Below are 18,959 nucleotides of genomic sequence, written 5' to 3'. Positions count from 1 at the left end.
CCGGGTCGGGTCAGCGCTTCAGGCCGTGCGCGGCGGCGATGGCCTTCTCCATGACCGTGCGTGGCAGCAGCCGCCGCACCGCGAACAGCAGCGGCGCGTTGCTGCCCACGGCGTAGAGCGGTTTCGGTCGATCCGCCGCGACGGCCCGCACGATGGTCTCCGCGACCCGCTCGGGCGTGCTGCCTTCGGACTGTTTGCGATCCAACGCGGTCATGAAGCGCGTGAAATCCGCCGTGTGCGCGGAGCCTTCGTCGAGGTATTTGGTGCGGCGCTCGCGCAGGCCGGTATCGATCTGGCCCGGTTCGACCGTGGTGATCCAGACGTCGAAGGGCGACTCCTCGAATCGCGCGGCGGTCGCGAAGCCGCGCAGCGCCGCCTTGGTCGCCACATACGAGGAGCGGTACGGCATCGGGAAACTCGCGAGCATCGAGCCGATCATGACCACCCGGCCGTGGCGCCGTTCGCGCATATCTGGCAGTACGGCCTGGGTGAGGGCGACGGGTCCGAGCACATTGAGCCGGAACAATCGCGCCACCGCCTCGCCGGGCAGTTCGGCCAGCGGTCCGGCCTGGCTCTCCCCGGCATTGTTGATCAACACGTCGACGGGGCCGAGCCCGCGGGCGAACTCCGCGATGGAGGCGTCGTCGGTGAGGTCGAGTGCGCGGTACTCCACGCCGGGCACGCGATCGGCGTCCGGTATGCCCTCGGGGCGGCGGCTGGTGCCGATCACGCGGTAGCCGCGTGCCGCCAGCGCCGCCGCGGTGGCCTTCCCGATTCCGGACGATGCGCCGGTGACGACGGCGGTTTCCTGCACCGCGACCTCCTCGTGTTCAGGTGTGCGCCCCACCCTACTGGGCCGGGGTGGACGATCTCGGGGGACGATCTCTCGGCAGCCGGGATGCGAGTGACTGAGACAGAAAGCGCGGTCCGCTGCGCAGTATCCCCTGATCGGGGGGATTTTCCTCCGGTCTGTCCGGTATCACTGGCGATGTAGCGGTCTGGGTCAGTTGGCGTCCGGTCTTGTGTACACCACCGTTCATTTTGTAGGTTGCGTCACAGGGAACGGTTGGTGTTGACATCTGTCGCCAACCCGCTGGGACAGTTCGACGGCGATGAGGGTACGGGTACATGTTCGACTGGGATCTGCTGCGGAATACCTCCGGGGTGCGCGTTCTGACACGACTGGCCGAGGAACGGGGGATGCCCGCGGCGGACTGCCTGGCGGGCACCGGACTGCCGACGACGGCGCTGGTCGATCCGAGCGCGGAAATCACGGCGGGCCAGGAACTCGCGGTCATGCGCACCCTGCTCGCGCGCTTCGGCCGGGAACCGGGGCTGGGGGTGGCGGCGGGCAGCCTCGACCACGTCTGCCTGCACGGTCCGTGGGGTCTGACCCTGATCGGCAGCCGCACCCCGCGCGATGCGGTGGATGTGGCGCTGCGCTACGTCGACCTGGCCTTCGCGGGCGGAAGGCTGTCCTTCGAGGAGTCCGAGGGCGAGGCGCGACTGGTCTTCGACGATGACGAGGTGCCCGCCGATGTGCGGTCCTTCCTCGTCGAACGGGTCATGACGGGTGTGCTGCTGCTCGGCCGCGAACTGTTCACCACGGGGGTTCCCGTCCGCCGCATCGGATTCCGGCACCACCGCCCCGCCGACACCGCCCGATACCGTGACATCCTGGGCATCGAGCCGACTTTCGACCACCCGGTCGACGAGATCGCCTTCGACAGCGCCTGTCTCGACAGCGCCCCGCCGCAGGCCAACGAATGGGTGCGCAGCACCTGCGAGCAGCTGTGCCGCGAACTGCTGTCCCGCCGCCAGGCGCGCACCGGGGTCGCGGGCGCGGTCCGGGATCTGCTGGTGCGCGATCCGGCGCGGATTCCGGACCAGACCGCCGTGGCCGCCCAGCTGTACATGAGCCAGCGCACGCTGTCGCGCCGGCTGCACGAGGAGGGCACCTCCTTCCGGGCACTGCTGGACGAGGTCCGCCAGACGCTCTCGGAGGAACTGCTCGACCACACCGAGATGACCACCGAACAGGTCGCCGCTCGACTCGGCTACGCGGAGGCGGCCTCGTTCATCCGCGCCTTCCGGCGCTGGAAGGGCTGTCCGCCACAGGAATACCGTGCCCGCGGGTCGCGCGCCACCCGGGCACCGGCCCTGGTGTAGCGGTCAGGCGAGGCCGTGAATGCGGTCGTTCCAGGCGTCGGCGAGCGTCGCCAGCCGGTGCCAGGCGGTGTGGACGCGTTCGTCGGAGGCGCTGGCGGCGGTGCGCAGCACGGTATTGGCGTGCACCTGCGCCGCCGCCATGCGGTCGACGGCCGTGCCGAAGGAATCGCGGCGCTGCGCGGCGCGCGGAATATTGCGGTGCACCCACTCGTCGATATCGGCGATGAGTTCGGCGCGGGCACCGTCGATCTCACCGGCGTGCTGGGGATGGCCCTGCGATACCAGGTGCAGTTGCGCCAGCGCGAAGGCGCAGCGGGTGATGGGGTGGGTGCCGGGCCGCTCGCCGATATGGCCGCAGAAGGCCGCCAGTAGTTCGTGCCAATCCGGAATGAAGGTGCGGCGCAGGGTGTTTCTGGCAAGCATGGCAACTCCGATCCGGTACCGCGGCCCCCTGCGGGGGAGTGAATGATAAGTCGTCCGGAGTGAACTCGCGGTGTATACGTGGTGCACCCGACGCGGCGGATGGTCGAATCTCGTGCCGCCCCAGCGGATTGCGGGCGATCAGTGCCCGGAGTGTGCCCCGGGGAAGCATAGCCGGAACTCCGCGCCGTGGCCGACTTCGGAGTCGACGGTGAGGTGGGCGTCGTGTGCGGCGGCGACCTGGGCCACGATGGCCAGCCCCAAACCGTGGCCGGATGTCGAACGGGCGGTGGGGGAGCGGTAGAAGCGGTCGAAGACATGCGGCAGATCCTGCGGCGCGATACCGGGACCGCTGTCGCGCACCGACAGGCATCGGCCGGCCAGCTCCACCCGGACCGTGCCGTGCGGCGGACTGAACTTGGCGGCATTGTCGAGCAGATTGGTGACGGCGCGGGCCAGCCGCTCGGGACTGCCGTACACCGTGGTCGGTTCCAGTTCGGTGTCGAAAGCGATGGCGGGCCAGTGTCTTCGAGCCCGGTCGAGACAGTCCCGCACCAGCGTGTCCGCGCGCAGATCCTCGAACGGCTCCCGGGGCGCGGTCGGATCGTCGTCCCGCGCGAGGTCGATGAGATCGGTGACCAGGCCGGACAGCTCCTCCGCCCGCACCCGCAGGGCGGCCGCCGTCTCGTCGAGGTGCGCGGGGGACAGCCGCCGGGCGCGGCGCAGCAGCTCGATATCGGTGCGCAAGGCGGTGAGCGGGGTGCGCAGCTCGTGCGAGGCGTCGGCGACCAGACGCCGTTGTGCCGCACGCGCATCCCGTTCCGAGGTGAGGGCCGCGTCGAGTTCGTCGAGCATGGTGTTGATGCTGGCGGCCAGCCGGGCCAGTTCATCGGATCCGGTGATCGCGATGTGCCGGTCGGGGTTTCGGGTGCGCGCCACCTGTTCGGCTGCCCGGGTGAGCGTTTCGACCGGCGCGAGTGCGCGACGCGCCAGCGGGATCCCCGTGGCGGCGGCCAGCAGGGTGCCCGCCCCCGCCGCCGCGAGCAGGGCGAGACCGACGCGGCGCTGCCCGGTGGGGACGGTATCGGCGCGCTGGGCCACCTGGACGGCGCTGCCCGGTCGCAGCGGTGCGGTGTACATGCGCATGGGCAGGCCGTCGAGGGTGAAGTCGCTGAAATACGCTGCCGCGGAGCCGCGTGCGACCGCGCGGGTCCGCTCGTCCACCGGCAGTGCGTCGCCGGGCCCGGCATCCGATTCGACGCCGCCGTCGGCCGCCACCACCTGGACACAGCTCGGGGCGGCGAGGTAGCGGCAGGGGCCGGAGACGGCGGCCACCGCGGGCTCGGCCGCGAACTGCCGCGTTATCCGGGTGGCCTCCCGGCGCAGACCGGTGTCCAGAGCGCTGTGCAACTGGTGGCCGACCACCAGATAGGCCGCCGCCGCCATGCCCGCCAGCGCCGCGGCCATGGCCAGTACGAAGAACGCGGCGATCCGGCCGCGCAGTCCGAGCCGCCTCACATCCGCCCCAGCCGGTAGCCGATCCCGCGTACGGTGTGCACCAGCGGCGGCAGGTCGTCGATATCGAGTTTGCGGCGCAGATAGCGGATGTAGACCTCGAGCGAATTCGAGGTCGCCGTTCGCCCCCAGACCCGCTCCACCAGCATTTCGCGGGGCAGCGCCTGTCCGGCATTGCGCAGCAGGACCTCCAGCAGCGCGAACTCGGTTCGGCTGAGCTCGATGGCGCGTCCGCCGCGGTGCACCGTGTGGGCGGTGGTGTCCATGACCAGATCGGCGCAGGACAGCACCGCCCCGTCCGCGGGATAGGTGCGCCGCACCAGCGCCCGCACCCGCGCCAGCAGTTCGTCCAGATCGAAGGGTTTGACCAGGTAGTCGTCGGCACCGGCATCCAGTCCGGCGATGCGGTCGGCGACGGCGTCGCGGGCGGTGAGCATGAGGACCGGGGTGCGGTCGCCGCGTGCCCGCAGCGCGCGGCAGGCGGCCAGTCCGTCCAGGAACGGCATGACCATATCCAGCACCACCACCCCGGGCTGCCAGTCGGCAATCGCGGTGAGGGCGCTCGCGCCATCGCCCACCCCGCGCGTGTCGTAGCCCTCCGCGGCCATGGCCCGCACCAGGGCGTCGCGCACCGCGGCCTCGTCGTCCACCACCAGCACCCGCATGCCACGGCATCATACGGACGGCCACGAGCTGGGCGTTCTCATCGAACTCTCATCGGAGACCGTGAGCGTGGCGGTCATGAGACTGCGGAAACCCCGACGGATATGGGTGCTGTCGATGCTGTGCGGACTGGTCGTGACCGGATCCGCGGCCTGCGCGCGCACCGCGGAGACGAACGCGCCACGCGTGGACGGCGATCGCGTGGCTATCACGGTGCGCGGCGGGACGGCCGAGATCGACGCGACCTCGTTGGCCGTCGCCGCCGAGACCGGCGGGCGGCGGATCGAGCTGTCCGGGCCCGCCGCCGGGCTGGGACCGGTGAGCGCCGTGCGGACCGACGGCGACACCGCCCGGTGGAGCTACCCCGACCGGGGGTGGACGGTCAGCGCCGGTGCGGAGGACGGCCGCCTGCGCGTGATCGTGCACAGCGCCCGCACCGGCCGCCTGGTCTGGCCTGTCACCGGTGGCGACCCCGATGCGCGGTCCGTGCAGATCCCGCGCGGCGAGGGCCTGTCGCTGCCGGTCCGCGATCCGTTCTGGAACGGGCCGGACGCGGGACTGGTGGACAGTCCGCTCGCACTCACCTCCGGGCTCACCATGCCGTTCTGGGGTTACCGGCTGGACGGCCGCGGGATCAGCTACCTGGTGCCCACCGATATCGGCAGCACCCTCACGGTGCGGTCGGTGGACGGTCGCCTGCTGGCCGCCGCCGCACACGATTTCGACTATCGCGGCGACACCCGCGACTACACGGTCACCTTCGCGCTCACCGGCGATTCTCCGGTGGCCGCCGCGCGGGACTATCGCGACTGGCTGCTGCGGCACGGCGAATTCCGTTCGCTGCGTGACAAGATCGCGCGCAATCCGGAGGTGGCCCGCCTGCTCGGCGCGTTCCACGCCTACGTGTGGGGTGACGCCCGCACGCCCGAGGCCGTCGAGCGCCTGCGGCGACTGGGTGTCACCCGGATGTGGCTCGGCTACGACTCCGACGACACACCCATGAGCGCCGCGGCCGTCACCGCCGCGAAGGACGCCGGATATCTTGCCGGGCCCTATGATTCGTGGGCCAACGCGCAGGATCCGGCGACCGCCGACAATCCGGGCTCCCGGTGGCCGGGCTCCACCTGGCCGGACGGCTGCGTGCGCACGGCCGACGGCACCCCCGAGACGGGTTTCGGCGGCCGCGGCTGCTACCTGAGTTCACAAGCGCTGGGACAGGATCCGGAGCTCTATCGGGACCGGTACGAGCGGGTCACCGGCAATGGCGCGAACACCTACTTTCTCGATGTGGACGCGGCCGGAGAGTTCTTCGACGACCACAGTGCCGATCACCCCATGACGCGGCACCGGGACCGGGACAATCGGCTCGCTCGTCTGCGCTGGCTCGCCGAGGACCGCGGTCAGGTGCTCGGCTCGGAATCGGCGGGCGCCTGGGCGGCGCCGGTGCTCGACTTCGACCACGGCGGGCAGACCCCGGTCTCGGATCGGCTCTGGGCATTCCAGCGTGATCGCGCGGTCTGGGGCGGCTACGCGCCCGCGACCGCGCCGCGGACCTACTTCCAGCCGGTCGTCCTGCCCGACCATCTGGCGCGGGCCATGTTCGACCCGGCCTACCGGGTGCCGCTGTACGAGACCGTGCTGCACGACTCGATCGTCAATACCGATCGCTGGGAGCTGTCCTACGACAAACTGCCGCGGCAGCGGACGATGCGGGCGCTGACCGCCATCCTGAACAACACCCCGCTGAACTTCGTCCTCGACGGCGACGCCCTGGTCGAGCGCGGCCCCGAACTCGCGCGCCTGCAACGCTTCTTCGCGCCCCTGCACGAGGCCGCGGGCACCCTCCCGATGACGGATTTCGGCTGGCTCACCGACGACCACCTGGTGCAGCGCACCGTCTTCGGCGACGGCGTCCTCACCGTCACCGCCAATTTCGGCACCGCCGAGTTCGACGGACTGCCGGGTGGTTGTGTGGACGCCGCGCTGGCGGGCGACGCCACCGCGCGCCGACTGTGCCCGGCCGAGTGACTCCCGTTTTGGACCAAGCTATCCAAAATGTGTTAGCGTCGCCCCATGGCGCGACCCAAGCAGTTCGACGAGGAACGGGCGGTGGACGCCGCCATGCGGGCCTTCTGGCGCGCGGGCTACGACGGCACCTCCACCCAGGAACTCTGCGCCGCCACCGGATTGGGGCGCAGCAGTATCTACAACACCTTCAGCAGTAAGCACGATCTGTTCCAGCGGGCGCTGCGGCGGTACATGGCCGACAAGAACGCCGATACCTTCGCGGTGCTCGACGGGCCGGGGTCGGTGCGGGATCGGATCGCGCGACTGCTGGACGCCATCATCGACGCCCCGGAGGGCGACCCGCTGGGCTGCCTGGTGGTGAACGCGACCGTCGAACTGGGGGAACGCGATCCGGAGATCGCGCGGTTGCTGCGCGCCGACGAGGAGCGCCGGCTGCGCGCCCTCACCGCCGCCATCGCAGAGGGGCGGCGCGCGGGGGAGTTCGGCGGCGATCGGGATCCCCGTGACCTGGCCCGGTTCATCGTCGCCACCATCGGCGGCATGCGGGTGGCCGCCCGGGGCGGTGCCGACCGGGCGGCCCTGGCCGCCATTGCCGAGGTGGCGTTGAGCTGCTTGTGAATCGGCGCTGATGCTCGCGTCGCTGCGCCGCGACGAGGCGGCTCGACGCCGCGATCCGACGTAGCCATCGCCCGATCCGACGTGGAACCGGCGCGGTTCGCCCGGTGGCGACCCGCGCGGATCGTGCCGCCCTCATTTTGAACCGATTGATCCAAAATGCACGGTCGAACAACCGAAGGGAAAGCTCCGATGCCAGTGGCCGTCTACATCCTGGGCCTGTCCATATTCGCCCAGGGCACCTCCGAGCTCATGATCGCCGGGCTGCTCACCGAAATGGCAAGTGACCTCTGCGTTTCCGTCCCTCAGGCCGGACTGCTCATCTCCGCCTTCGCGGTGGGCATGCTCATCGGCGCGCCGATCCTGGCCGTCGCCACCCTGCGCTGGCCACGCCGCACCGCGCTGCTGGCCTTCCTGGCCGTCTTCGCCGCCGCGCACGTCGTTGGCGCGCTCACCTCCGACTACGCAGTGCTGTTCGCGACCCGCGTGGTCGCGGCCTTCGTCTACGCCGGATTCTGGTCGGTGGCCGTGGCGACCGCCGTCGGCCTGGTGGCGGAGAACGCGCGCGGGCGCGCCCTGGGTGTGGTGGCCGGGGGTCTCACCGTGGCGACCGTGGTCGGCCTGCCCGCGGGCACGGTCATCGGGCAGCATCTGGGGTGGCGGGCCGCGTTCTGGGCGGTGGCCGTGCTGTCGATCGCGGCCATGGCGGGTGTGATCGCCAAGATTCCGGACGTGCGTCCGACCGTGGCGCCGCGCGTGCGCACCGAGGTGCGCGCCCTGGCCACCCTGCCGGTCTGGCTGCTCTACGCCACCACCGCCCTGGCCACCGCCGCGCTCATGGTCACCTTCGGCTACCTCGGCGCGCTCCTCACCGAGTTCACCGGACTGGCCGAGGGGTGGGTGCCCGTCGTCCTGGCCGTCTACGGCGTCGGCAGCTGCCTGGGAATCATGGTGGGCGGTCGCACCGCCGACGCCCATCCGCTGCGCAGCCTCACCGTCGGGATCACCGGCCTGACCGTCGCCTCGGCGCTGCTGGCGCTCACCGCGCACCACGTCGTGCCGGTCGTGATCCTGGTATTCCTGTTGGGCGCGTTCGGTTTCGGCGTCAACCCGGTGCTCAACAGCCGTGTCTTCACTCTCGCACCGGGTGCGTCGACCCTCGGTGCGGCCGGGAATGTGGGGGCGTTCAATGTCGGCATCACCGTCGGCCCGTGGCTGGGCGGCCTGGCGTTGGGCGCGCACTGGGACTATCCGGCGCTCGCCTGGATCGGTGTGGTGCTCGGTGCCGCCGCGCTGGCCGTGGTCGGTTGGTCGAGCGTGCTCGCCGCACGCGCCGTGCCCGCCGACAGCGCCGCCGCTCTGGGCGCGGAACCGATATCGGTGCGCGCGTAGGGGGCGCGGTCGCGCCGGATCGAGTTCGGCCGACGGCACCGGATCGAGCCCGGCCGCCGCCGGTAACGCGGCCGGCACGTGGATCCGGGGGAGCTTCCTGTCGTAGTCGCGACGCCCCGTGGGAGCCCGTCGTCCCCCGGACCTCCTGGTCCGGGGGACGACGGGTGCCGGATCAGCGGGGGGCCATCCGGATCGCGCCGTCGAGGCGGATGGTCTCGCCGTTGAGCATGGGGTTCTCCACGATATGGCGCACCAGGGCGGCGAATTCGGTGGGGTCGCCCAGCCGCGACGGATGCGGCACCTGCGCCTCCAGCGAGGCGATGGCCTCATCGGAGAGCGTCGCGAACAGCGGGGTGCGGAACAGACCGGGTGCGATGGTGTTCACCCGGATCTTGTAGCCCGACAGGTCGCGCGCGATCGGCAGGGTCATGCCGACGATGCCGCCCTTGGAGGCCGAATAGGCGGCTTGACCGATCTGGCCGTCGTAGGCGGCCACGGAGGCGGTGTTGACGATGACGCCGCGTTCACCGTCGGTCTCCTCGGTGGCGGCGATGCGTTCGGCCGCCAGGCGGATCACATTGAAGGATCCGATCAGGTTGACATTGACCACCTTGGTGAAGGCGTCGAGCGGGAACGCGCCCTGCTTGCTCACCGTGCGGATGGCATTGCCGATTCCGGCGCAGTTCACCGCGATTCGCAGGGTGCCGAGCCCGGCGGCAGCGTCCAGCGCGGCGGTGACGTCCGCTTCGCTGGTCACGTCGCCGGGCGAGAACGCCGCGCGCTCGCCGAGTTCCTCGGCCACGGCCTTGCCGTCGGACGACGGAAGATCGAGAATGACGACCGAAGCGCCGGCGCCGTGCAGCTCGCGCACGGTGGCCAGGCCGAGTCCGGAAGCGCCGCCGGTAACCACCGCGACGGTATCTGCTGTCTTCACAAAACCTCCTGTAACTAGGTCTTGTTAATGTAGATTCTCGGCTTCTGGCGCGGAAGGGGGGTACCCCGCAACCCCTTTCACGGCGGTAGTTACCGGCGAGTATCAAGCGGAGGGTGAAGCATGGTACCGGTCGGTTCACGAGATTCGTCGAATTCCCGAGGGTGATTTCCGGCGCGTCGGGAGGTGGGAATCCGCCTGATACGAGAGAATTTCCAGTCGGGACCGTGCCCGCGTGCGGCGCGCCCCGTCACGACCACACCGAAGCTTCACCGACCGCCGAGAGGGTACGACGATGCCGCACGACGCGCCTCGCTCCGCGGAAATGTTGAAGTCGTACAAAAAGATGTCGCGCTGGTATCCGGCGCTACCCCCGGAGGACGGGGCCGGCGCCGAGGACGCGCACGTCGCGCCGGTCTTCGGCGACGACGGCGGAACGGCCGGATTCCCGCACTACATCCGCGACGACGACGTGGAAGTCCTTCCCCCCGTCGACGAGTCGCTGTTCCGGCGCAGTCACTACACCGGGCGCTGGTCGGACTGGGTGACCGATCGCGCCCCGGCCTTCCGGCCGCGCGCACGCCCGGCCGATCTGCTGCCGTTCCCGGCCGATCCCGACGGCGTGCGCGGTCACGCCGGACGCGGCGACGGCGAGGACGGCGGCGAGGATGGCGGTGAGAAGTCCGACGACGCGGCGCTATCTCGGGCGGCGTCGGAACCCGGTGCCGCGCGCGGTGCGAAAGCCGCTGCCGCGTCCGCGAAGTTCCGGCGTCGCCGCCTCGTCGCCCTGGCCGCCGTTCTGATTGCCGTTCTGTTGCTGACTCTCGCGGGCGGCGTTGCGCTCTATGTGCTCCATTCCCGTGGCGCCACAGCGCAATCCGTGGGCACCATGGTTGTCGGCGGTCGCACCACCACGCCGGTGATCCCGGCGGGATAAGAGGGAGCACGGACATGGATCAGGACTGGAGCCGCTGGCTCGACGAGACCCCCGAGGAGGGTGAGCCGTCGGGTCGGCCCGCGCGCGCTCCGGTGGTACGCCTGCGCAAGCGGCGCGAACACTCCGACGACGGCGAACCGGTCCCGCGCCCGATCCTGGTGGTCGGCGGCTGCGGCGGTGCCGGAACCACCACCACCGCGCTCGGCTTGGCCGGAGAGCTGGCCTCGGCCGGAGCGCAGGCGGCGGCCGTGGACGCCACCTCGGCCGGCAGCGATCTGGCCCTGCGGGGCGCGGACGAGCATCTGAGTCCCATCAGTCTGCAGGCGTGGCTGTACGGTCGCGGGGACGGCGAGCCCGCGCCGCTGAAGGAATGCCTGTCGCGTGCCACCTCCGGCATCGGACTGCTCTGGCGCGACGCCGCCCCGCTGCGCCGCCGCGCCACCTATCTGACCGTGGCCCGCGGCATCCACGACTCCGGCTACACCGCGGTGTACGACGGCGGCAATCCGATCGCCAGCCGCCATCTGCGCCCGTTGCTCGAGGACGCCGACATCGCGCTCGTGCTCGCCATTCCGGCGCGCGCCGACGCGGCCAACCGCCTGCGCCTGACCCTGGAATGGCTCGACGACAATTTCAGCGGGCAGGGCGAGGGTCAGGGCGACGGCATCGTCGGCGACACCGTGGTGGCCGTCTCCCACCAGCTGCCGGGCGGTGACTCGCGGGTCGCTGACCATTTGCGGGAACACCTCACCGGCTGGGTGCGGGATATCCGTGAGATTCCCTACGATCCGCACCTCGCGCGGGGTGAACTGGTGCGGCACAGTGATCTCGCGCCGGAGACACGCCGAGCGTATCGCCGCCTGCTTGCTGGGGTGGCATCATGACCGCAGTCATGAAGGAACGCCGATCCGAACCCGCCATGGCGGCAGGTGTCGTGCCGCCGCCCGAATCACTTCGCGCACCCATCTGGGACCGACCGGTCCCCGGCGCCGGACGTGCTCCGCTGGTCTGGCTGCTTGGTGTGCACGGCGGGGCCGGAGTGTCCACGCTCGCGCATGTGCTCGCGCCCGCGGCGGATTCGCATCGCCGCTGGCCCGGAGGTTTCGACCGCGAATCACCGTTCGTCGTGTTGGTCGCCCGCGAAACGATTTCCGGCCTCGGCCGCGCCCACGATCTGCTGCGCCAGCATCTCGCGGACCTCGCCGGTCCCAGCGAGGTGCTCGGCCTGGTGACCGTGGCGGCGCGCCCGGGCCGAATCCCCGCGGACATCCGGCGCTACCGCGATCTGGTGGGTTCGCTGGCCGGTCAGGTGTGGCAGGTGCCGTGGCACGAGGAGTGGACGCTGGTCGAAGCCGATCAGTTGCCGGTCTGGTCGCCCGGCGACCCCCTGCCGCAGCAGCGGAAGCGGAAATCCGACCCGCTGCAAGAGGTTCCGCTCGATATCCGCGAGCTCGGTGCGGGCATCGTGGCGGCGGTTCGGGAGGCGCTCGCCGAACCGGATCCGGAAGTGGACGAGTAGATCCCGAGGAGTGGAATGAACTGCGCGACAGAACTTTTCCCTCGCCGTGGGTCATGGGATGCTGTAACCGACGGTGCCCCTTGTTTTCCGGATAGGGCTTGTGATGCTTCTCGCCTCGGTACTCGACAGTTACGACGTGCTCGCCCAGGTCGGGAATCCGACACCGGAGGAACCGCCGCACTCGGATCGAACGCTGCAGCTGACCAGGTACGCCTTCTGGTTGCTGTTTCTGCTGGCGATCGTGGCCGTCGTGGTCGGTGTAGTGGGCGCGATCGTGCTGATCGTCCGGAGAGCTTCACGCTCGAACCCGCCGAATCCTGGACCGGGTGCGGATCCGACGCGACCGTCGGGACCGTATCCGCCGCAGGGCCCGTCGCAGCCAGGTCCGCCCGGACCATGGTGAGCGACATTGTGATTGATGATGTGCTAGTCGAGAAGGACAGATCATGAGCATGCTCCTCGCCGTGCACGACGCGTACGGCGCCGTCCTCGCGCAGGTCGGGAATCCGACCCCGGAGGCACCGCCCGCGTCGGACAAACTCTTGAGACTGGTTCGGTATTTCACCTGGTTCGTACTGTTGTCCGGAATCCTCGGAATCACCTACGCGGGCGGCAAGTTCGCGTGGGAGAAGTGGACAGGAGGCGGTTTGGAATCCCCGAAGATGGTGGCTGGCGCCATGATCGGCGGCATCATCGCCACGAGTGCCGGCACGATCATGAATGCGGCGATCGGCTGATGTCCGCCTCCGCGGTGGTCACCGTGCTGGCCTACAAGCAGATGCCGGCGGATGTGATCCGGCCGATCATGCAGCTGATCGACTGGCTGCTGTGGTGCGTACTGCTGTTCTGCATGGCGTGGATGATCCTGTCCGCGGGCAAGCTGTGGTACGCGTTCCGCGACGATATGGCGGCCAACGAGGCGACGCACGGGGTGGTGATGAGTCTGATCGGCGCCATCATGGCGAGTTCGGCCAGCGGCATCGCCCTCGCGTTGTTGCCGACCTAGGGCGCAACGGATTCCGATGGCTCCCACCCGCACCCCCGCCCACCTGCGCCGACAGGTGCACCAGGGAGTGTCGCTGCCGCCCGTCACCGGCTACACCGAGGACAGATCCACCGCCGATGAATCGAGTACCGACATAGCGACTTTGGAGGCATCGATATGAGCGAGAAGGAGCCGCCCGAGCGCGGCGGCGTCTCGTTCGGTGCCATCGCGTCCGCGGCCCTGCTCGCCCTGATCCTGATCGCGGGCGTGGTCATGTGGGTGGGCCGTGACGACGACCCCGGCGAACCCGCGGCGACGGGCGACGCGCCACCGGCGGTGGCGAGCGGCGACGGGGCCACCGGATTCGCCCAGCCGGAGGTCGACATCTTCGGCCGCCGGGTGGACGTGCCGAACAATCCGGCGGGACAACCGCTGCCGCAGGACGTCTCCGACCAGCGGGCACCCTCCGATCCGGACTGGCTGACCGCCGCACCGCGCGGCACCACCGGACCGGGCGGCTGGCAGCGGGTATTCGGCGCATCGGTGCCCTTCTCCACCTCCGACGGGCCCACCCGACTCGAAGACGGTCTGGCCGTAGGGTATTCGCACACTCCCCAGGGGGCGGTACTGGCGGCGGCGCAGATCACCTACCGGCTCAACGCCCGCCCCGCCGACCGCACCCTGTACGTGCGCCAGGTGCGGGTGTCGGCCCAGCAGGTCGCCGCCTACGACCAGGCGCTGGCCGACCAACGGCTGCCGAAACAGCAGCCGGAGAAGGTGACCCGATACCTGGTGGCACCGGATGCCTTCCAGGTCGAGAACTACGCCGACGATATGGCGATCGTGCGGCTGGCGGCGCGCGGTCCCGTGGTCGACGGCAGGCAACTGTGGGCGGCGGTGCGGCTGATCATGGTGTGGGACGCGGGGGACTGGCGGCTCAAACCGGCGACGGCGCGCGGCTCCCAGACCGAGTACGTGGATTCGCTTGCGGGGTGGACGAAATGGTGAATGACCTGGCAGCAGATCAGGAGAGGTGGATCACATGCTGAGGCGCATCGTCACGATCCTCGCGGTCGTGTTCACCGTCATGATCGCGACTCCGACGGTATCGCACGCTCAGTACGGTTTCGACCAGGCCTGCAACGAATTACACGACTCCCTCGACGGCCTCGGCATCCCCGGCATCTCCCTCGGTGACGCCGCGTCGGCAGCCTGCAAGGCCGGCAATGTGGCCACGCACCCGGGTGACGCCGCCGCGGCGGTGCGGGACAAGGCGTGGGACTCCACCTTCGGCAAGGTGGTGGACTCGCTCATGAACGGCTTGGGCGAGGCGTTGATCCTGGCGCTGACCTTCTGGATGAAGGTGCCCAACGAACGGGTCTCGGACTCGGGGGCGCTGTTCACCAGGATCAACGACTACACGTATCAGGCGCAGATACTCCTACTCATGGTGTCGGTGATCATCTCCGGCGCCAGACTCGCGGAGGCCAAACGCGGGGCGGCCATGAGCGAGGCCGCCGAATCCTTCCGCATGTTCGCGCGCGTGATCTTCAGTTCCTGGATGCTGGGCGCGGTGATCGTCGCGGGCACCCAGGCGTCGGATCGGTTCTCCGAGTGGGTGATCAACGACGCCACCGACGGCAATGCCCAGAACCTCGCCGAACTCATGGTGAAAACCGCCAAGCTGCAAGCGTTCTCGCCGGGCTTGGTGCTGATCATCGCCATCGTCGGCCTGCTGGGCGCGCTCGCGCAGATCGTGCTCGCCATCGTGCGACAGGGGTTGCTCGTGGTGGCGGCGGGCGTGCTGCCGCTGGCCGCGGCGTCCTCCGGAACCAATACCGGCAAACAGGCGTATCCACGCCTGATCGCGTGGATCATCGCCTTCATGCTCTACAAACCGGTGGCGGCGATCGTCTACATGATCGCCTTCACCACCGCCGGGCACGTGGACGAACTCACCACCACCGCCGGTCTGCCCGACGCCGACCAGGCGCAGCGCATGCTGGTCGCCATCGTGTTGCTGTGCAGCGCCGCGTTCGTGCTGCCGGTGCTCATGCGCCTGGTGACCCCGGCCGTATCCATCGTCGGCAGCGGCGGTTCGGGTCTGACCGCCACCACCGGCACCCTGGTCGGCGTGGCCGCCCTGGGTGCGGTCGGCAGCCGCGCGGTGGCCGTGAAGTCCACGGCCGCACCCGGTACCGCCGGCTACGTGAACCGCGGCGGCAAACCGCCGGGCGGAACCGGTGGCGGCGGACCGCGACCCGGAGGCGGCGGGGGTGGGCCGCGGCCGACACCGCCGCCGCGCGGTGGCGGCGGGGCCGCGGCGGGCAATCCCCAAGGCGGCGGGCAGGCAGGCGTACCGTCCGGTGCGTCCCGCGTGGCGGGGCGGGTCGCCTCCATGAGATCCGCCACCGCCGGAGCCGACCGCGCCGAAACCGCCATGGGCGATATGGCCGGTGACCGCTGGACCAACCGTTCACCCGACCTCGGCAGGAGCACCATTCCGCGATGACGACCACCGAGAGCTACGAGCGCCGCGCCTACGGACTGTGGCAGAAACCGCGCAGCGCGGGCCTGTTCGGCCTGCGCTGGGGCGAGACCGTGGTCGGCTTCGCCGTCGTCATCACCGCGCTGCTGACCGCGCTCGTCGCCGGGCCGAAACCGGCGTTCGTGGTGGCGGGATTCGGTCTGGTCGTGATGGTTCCACTGGTGTGGCGGACGGGGGGCCGCTCCGGATACGAGAACGGATTGATGATGTTCCATTGGTTGCGTGGCCGCAGCAAGGGCGAGCATGTGTACCGCGGCGGTCGGTTCTCCCGGATTCCGGGCGGCGTCACCCGGCTGCCGGGCCTGATGGCCCCGTCGCGGCTCTACGAGGGCATCGACGCGGGCGGCTACAGCTTCGGCATGATCCACCTACCGCAATTCGGTCAGTACACGGTGGTACTGCGCGCCTGGCCGCAGGGGCACGAGGCGGTCGACCAGCCGGTCATCGACCGGTGGGTGTCGGCGTGGGGCACCTTCCTGGCCTCGCTGGGGCAGACCTCCGACATCGTGGCGGTGGTGCCGGTCATCGACACCGTGCCCGAGACCGGAAACCGGTTGCTCACCGAGGTTTCCACCATCACCCGGCCCGAAGCGCCGGATCTGGCGCAGCAGATCATGTACGAGCTGGCCACCGAACTGCCGCAGGAGCGGGTGCAGCTGCTGCCGCGCGTGGCCATCACGTTCAAGGCCACCACGGCGGAGCGGCGCAAGAATCCCGCGGAGGAGGCCGTCGAGATCGGCCGCCGCCTGCCGGGGATCTGCGCGGCCCTGGCCGAGGCCGGGGTGCGGGCACAGCCCATGTCGGCCGACGAGGTGATCTCCTTCATCCGGCGCAGCTACGATCCGGCCGCGCAGGCGGATCTGGAAGTGGCGGCGGGCGAACCCGGTGGGCACGGGCTGGATTGGGCCGATGCCGGTCCGGTGTCGCACGAGGAGCGCTGGGACCATTTCATCCACGACGGCGGCCGGTCGGTCACCTGGGAGATGGACACCGCGCCCGAGGGCGCGGTGGACGAGCGGGTGCTGCAACGGCTGCTCGCACCGAATCCCGAGGTGCCGCGCAAACGCATCGCCATCGTGTATCGGCCGCACTCCGCCGGTGACGCCGCCCAGATCGTCGACGACGACTACAAGAACGCGCTGGTCGCACAGCAGAGCGAGCGCGGTGTGGTCTCGGCCGCGGCCACCCTGCGGGTCGGCGCGACGCAGCAGGCGCGCGAGGAACAGGCGCGCGGACACGGCGTCACCCGATTCGGCGCGCTGGTCACCATCACCGAACCGCTGCGCGGCGACCTGCCTCGGATCGAGGCCATCACCCGCGACCTGTCCACGCAGGCCCGCCTGAAGATCCGGCGCTGCTACCGCTACCAGGCGGCCGCGTTCGCGGCCTCGCTCGGCTGCGGCGTCATCCTGCCGGAGCACGCCACCATTCCGAAAGCGCTTGTGGGGTAATCCGCCATGGCCCGTGACGTCGAACCACCCGTCCGCGAACGCGATGCCGCGCCCACCCGGCGCGGCAGTCGCCGCGATATCCCCAGCCTCCCCGTGGAACCCGCGGAGACGCCCCGGGACCGCGCGCCGTCGGAACCCGCCGACCTCCGCCAGGGCCAACCCCGCCGCCGCGACCACGAACGCCCCCGCCGCGGCACCCTGCCCGACCGCCGCCTGCTCCGCCGCGAACCGCCCGCCGACCCCGAGGCCCTGGAACGCGAACGCGCCCGCGAGGCGGCAGCGGGCGCGATCACCGTCCCCCGCGACCCGGCCCGCCGCGAACCGGCCGGTGCCCCGACCGCATCGGACGCCACCGCGTCGGATGCCACTGTGTCGGATGCCGCGTCGGACGCCGCCGCATCGAGGCCCCGAGAACGCCGCGCCCCGGATTCCGGCCGCCCCGCGCGCGGACACTCCGACACCAACCGCCGAGCCGAACCCGCAGCGGCTACCACGCGCGACGCGAGGTTCACCGAGCGCGACGCGACCACCCCACCCCGAGACGCGATTCCCGCCACCCGAGGAAGGGCCGCCCGCGACGCCTCCGCACCGCAGCGCCCGTCACGAGACGGCGCGCCATCTGCGCGTGGTGGGCGTGATGAGGTTTCGCCTGTACGTGGTGGGCGTGACGAGGCTCCGTCTGCGCGTGGTGGGCGTGACGAGGCTTCGTCTGTACGTGGTGGGCGTGACGAGGCTTCGCCTGTACGTGGTGGGCGTGATGAGGCTCCGTCTGTACGTGGTGGGCGTGATGAGGCTCCGTCTGTAGGTGGTCCGCGTCACGAGGCGGCGTCCGCACGGGAACCGCGTGGTGGCGCACAGCCCGCGTCGAAGCGTGCCGACTCGACACCCGTCCCGCGCGACGCTGTTTCCGCTACCCGCGGAAAGACGGCCCGCGACGCCTCCGCTCCGAAGCGCCCCTCGCGACCGGGCTCGGCACCCACGCGCGGTGCGCGCGGCGACGCGCTGCCCGCGCGGGGTACGGGTGATGGCGCGAGGCCCGCAGCGGCGAGTACCGATGCGACGTCCGCGCGTTCGGGCCGTACCGATGCGACATCCGCGCGTTCGGGCCGTACCGATGCGACGTCCGCGCGTTCGGGCCGTGGTGGCGCGACATCCGGACGGGGGACACGTGATGCCGCGGCAGACGCACAGGTAGTGCGCGATAGCGCCGGTGCCCGACGTCCAGCGCCGGATAACGGCGGGTTCGCACGCGAACCACAGGATGCCGCCGCGGCCCGTCCACGGCGTGACGGTGCTTCGGCGCGTTCGGCGGGCAGCGGCGGGACCGCTGGGCGACCGGACCGCGAGCAGGTGGCTGCCGCCGGGCAGCCGGGGGCCGACGAGACCCACGCTCCGACCGCGGCGAGTTCGGCACGGCCACAGAGTGATTCGTCCGACATATCCGCGCCACGTCCCGAATCACGCCTGGCGCGCGTTCGGCGTGCCCTGCTGCCGAAGCGCTCCGCCCGCAAGTCCGAGCCGCGAGACCCGGCAATGTATCCGCCCCTGAGTATCGATGAGTCCGCCACGGAGGCCGAGGAGTTCACTCCGCTCCACGCGGACCGCCCCGAGCTCTCCGGCGTCGATGCGACAGCGCACGGTGACGCGGCACGCCCAGTCGCAGGGGAGCGCACCCGGCCTACGGCCGATGTCGGTCCCGCGCGAACGCGCCCGGGTAAACGAGAGCGAACCACCGGCAACGTGCCCGCGGCGACCGACCCGATGGACGCGAACGAGCGGCATGCGA

At 70.7% G+C, this 18,959-nt stretch carries 18 protein-coding genes; 13 read left to right on the top strand and 5 right to left on the bottom strand.

All coding sequences use genetic code 11. From position 1 onward, the window contains the following. Window positions 1-10 precede the first annotated feature (10 nt). Window positions 11-814 carry an SDR family oxidoreductase gene (locus QMO76_RS23380; RefSeq protein ID WP_306363476.1) on the bottom strand — a complete coding sequence of 268 codons (804 nt, stop codon included), beginning with the start codon at window positions 812-814 and terminating at the stop codon, window positions 11-13. Between the two features lie 314 nt (window positions 815-1,128). On the opposite strand from QMO76_RS23380, the gene QMO76_RS23375 reads away from it, so the two are divergent. After that, window positions 1,129-2,169 carry an AraC family transcriptional regulator gene (locus QMO76_RS23375; RefSeq protein ID WP_306363475.1) on the top strand — a complete coding sequence of 347 codons (1,041 nt, stop codon included), beginning with the start codon at window positions 1,129-1,131 and terminating at the stop codon, window positions 2,167-2,169. A 3-nt stretch (window positions 2,170-2,172) separates the two neighbouring features. On the opposite strand, the gene QMO76_RS23370 is transcribed toward QMO76_RS23375, so the two are convergent. From QMO76_RS23370 to QMO76_RS23360, 3 genes are all read right to left on the bottom strand, one after another. Beyond that, window positions 2,173-2,592, bottom strand: a complete 420-nt coding sequence (locus QMO76_RS23370) for a DUF4254 domain-containing protein (RefSeq protein WP_306363474.1) — start codon at window positions 2,590-2,592, stop codon at window positions 2,173-2,175. 138 nt (window positions 2,593-2,730) lie between these two features. After that, window positions 2,731-4,107: a cell wall metabolism sensor histidine kinase WalK gene (locus tag QMO76_RS23365; RefSeq protein WP_306363473.1), complete on the bottom strand. Its 1,377-nt coding sequence runs from the start codon at window positions 4,105-4,107 to the stop codon at window positions 2,731-2,733. Next, complete coding sequence (locus QMO76_RS23360; protein ID WP_306363472.1) at window positions 4,104-4,769, bottom strand: response regulator transcription factor; 666 nt, start codon at window positions 4,767-4,769, stop codon at window positions 4,104-4,106. The genes QMO76_RS23365 and QMO76_RS23360 overlap by 4 nt, the downstream gene beginning before the upstream one ends. Window positions 4,770-4,845: 76 nt before the next feature. On the opposite strand from QMO76_RS23360, the gene QMO76_RS23355 reads away from it, so the two are divergent. The 3 genes from QMO76_RS23355 to QMO76_RS23345 all read left to right on the top strand — a co-directional run bounded on the left by QMO76_RS23355 (window position 4,846) and on the right by QMO76_RS23345 (window position 8,802). Further along, window positions 4,846-6,795: a glycoside hydrolase gene (locus tag QMO76_RS23355; RefSeq protein WP_306363471.1), complete on the top strand. Its 1,950-nt coding sequence runs from the start codon at window positions 4,846-4,848 to the stop codon at window positions 6,793-6,795. 45 nt (window positions 6,796-6,840) lie between these two features. Continuing rightward, window positions 6,841-7,413 (top strand): TetR/AcrR family transcriptional regulator, encoded by a 573-nt coding sequence (locus QMO76_RS23350; protein ID WP_306363470.1) that lies wholly within the window; start codon window positions 6,841-6,843, stop codon window positions 7,411-7,413. 189 nt (window positions 7,414-7,602) lie between these two features. Beyond that, window positions 7,603-8,802, top strand: a complete 1,200-nt coding sequence (locus tag QMO76_RS23345) for a Cmx/CmrA family chloramphenicol efflux MFS transporter (protein ID WP_306363469.1) — start codon at window positions 7,603-7,605, stop codon at window positions 8,800-8,802. Window positions 8,803-8,974: 172 nt separating this feature from the next. Here QMO76_RS23345 and QMO76_RS23340 read toward each other — a convergent pair whose 3' ends face one another. After that, window positions 8,975-9,736 (bottom strand): 3-hydroxyacyl-CoA dehydrogenase, encoded by a 762-nt coding sequence (locus QMO76_RS23340; RefSeq protein ID WP_306363468.1) that lies wholly within the window; start codon window positions 9,734-9,736, stop codon window positions 8,975-8,977. 292 nt (window positions 9,737-10,028) lie between these two features. Here QMO76_RS23340 and QMO76_RS23335 point away from each other — a divergent pair, with 292 nt between their 5' ends. From QMO76_RS23335 to QMO76_RS23295, 9 genes are all read left to right on the top strand, one after another. After that, window positions 10,029-10,670: a hypothetical protein gene (locus tag QMO76_RS23335; RefSeq protein WP_306363467.1), complete on the top strand. Its 642-nt coding sequence runs from the start codon at window positions 10,029-10,031 to the stop codon at window positions 10,668-10,670. Window positions 10,671-10,684: 14 nt separating this feature from the next. Beyond that, complete coding sequence (locus QMO76_RS23330; protein ID WP_306363466.1) at window positions 10,685-11,554, top strand: hypothetical protein; 870 nt, start codon at window positions 10,685-10,687, stop codon at window positions 11,552-11,554. Further along, entirely contained in the window at window positions 11,551-12,189 is a 639-nt protein-coding gene (locus tag QMO76_RS23325) for a hypothetical protein (RefSeq protein WP_306363465.1), read from the top strand. The genes QMO76_RS23330 and QMO76_RS23325 overlap by 4 nt, the downstream gene beginning before the upstream one ends. A gap of 446 nt (window positions 12,190-12,635) precedes the next feature. Further along, window positions 12,636-12,926 (top strand): hypothetical protein, encoded by a 291-nt coding sequence (locus QMO76_RS23320; protein ID WP_306363464.1) that lies wholly within the window; start codon window positions 12,636-12,638, stop codon window positions 12,924-12,926. After that, window positions 12,926-13,195 (top strand): hypothetical protein, encoded by a 270-nt coding sequence (locus QMO76_RS23315; RefSeq protein ID WP_306363463.1) that lies wholly within the window; start codon window positions 12,926-12,928, stop codon window positions 13,193-13,195. The genes QMO76_RS23320 and QMO76_RS23315 overlap by 1 nt, the downstream gene beginning before the upstream one ends. Window positions 13,196-13,211: 16 nt before the next feature. Beyond that, complete coding sequence (locus QMO76_RS23310; protein ID WP_306363462.1) at window positions 13,212-13,355, top strand: hypothetical protein; 144 nt, start codon at window positions 13,212-13,214, stop codon at window positions 13,353-13,355. Next, window positions 13,352-14,182, top strand: coding sequence for a hypothetical protein (locus tag QMO76_RS23305; protein ID WP_306363461.1), 831 nt, complete (start codon window positions 13,352-13,354; stop codon window positions 14,180-14,182). Before QMO76_RS23310 ends, QMO76_RS23305 begins: the two co-directional genes overlap by 4 nt. Before the next feature lie 34 nt (window positions 14,183-14,216). Further along, window positions 14,217-15,686: a hypothetical protein gene (locus tag QMO76_RS23300; protein WP_306363460.1), complete on the top strand. Its 1,470-nt coding sequence runs from the start codon at window positions 14,217-14,219 to the stop codon at window positions 15,684-15,686. Further along, complete coding sequence (locus tag QMO76_RS23295) at window positions 15,683-17,173, top strand: SCO6880 family protein (RefSeq protein ID WP_306363459.1); 1,491 nt, start codon at window positions 15,683-15,685, stop codon at window positions 17,171-17,173. Before QMO76_RS23300 ends, QMO76_RS23295 begins: the two co-directional genes overlap by 4 nt. Window positions 17,174-18,959: the final 1,786 nt, after the last annotated feature.

Source organism: Nocardia sp. CC227C, assembly GCF_030767025.1.
Taxonomy (GTDB): domain Bacteria; phylum Actinomycetota; class Actinomycetes; order Mycobacteriales; family Mycobacteriaceae; genus Nocardia.
This window is presented reverse-complemented; position numbering and strand designations above follow the sequence as displayed.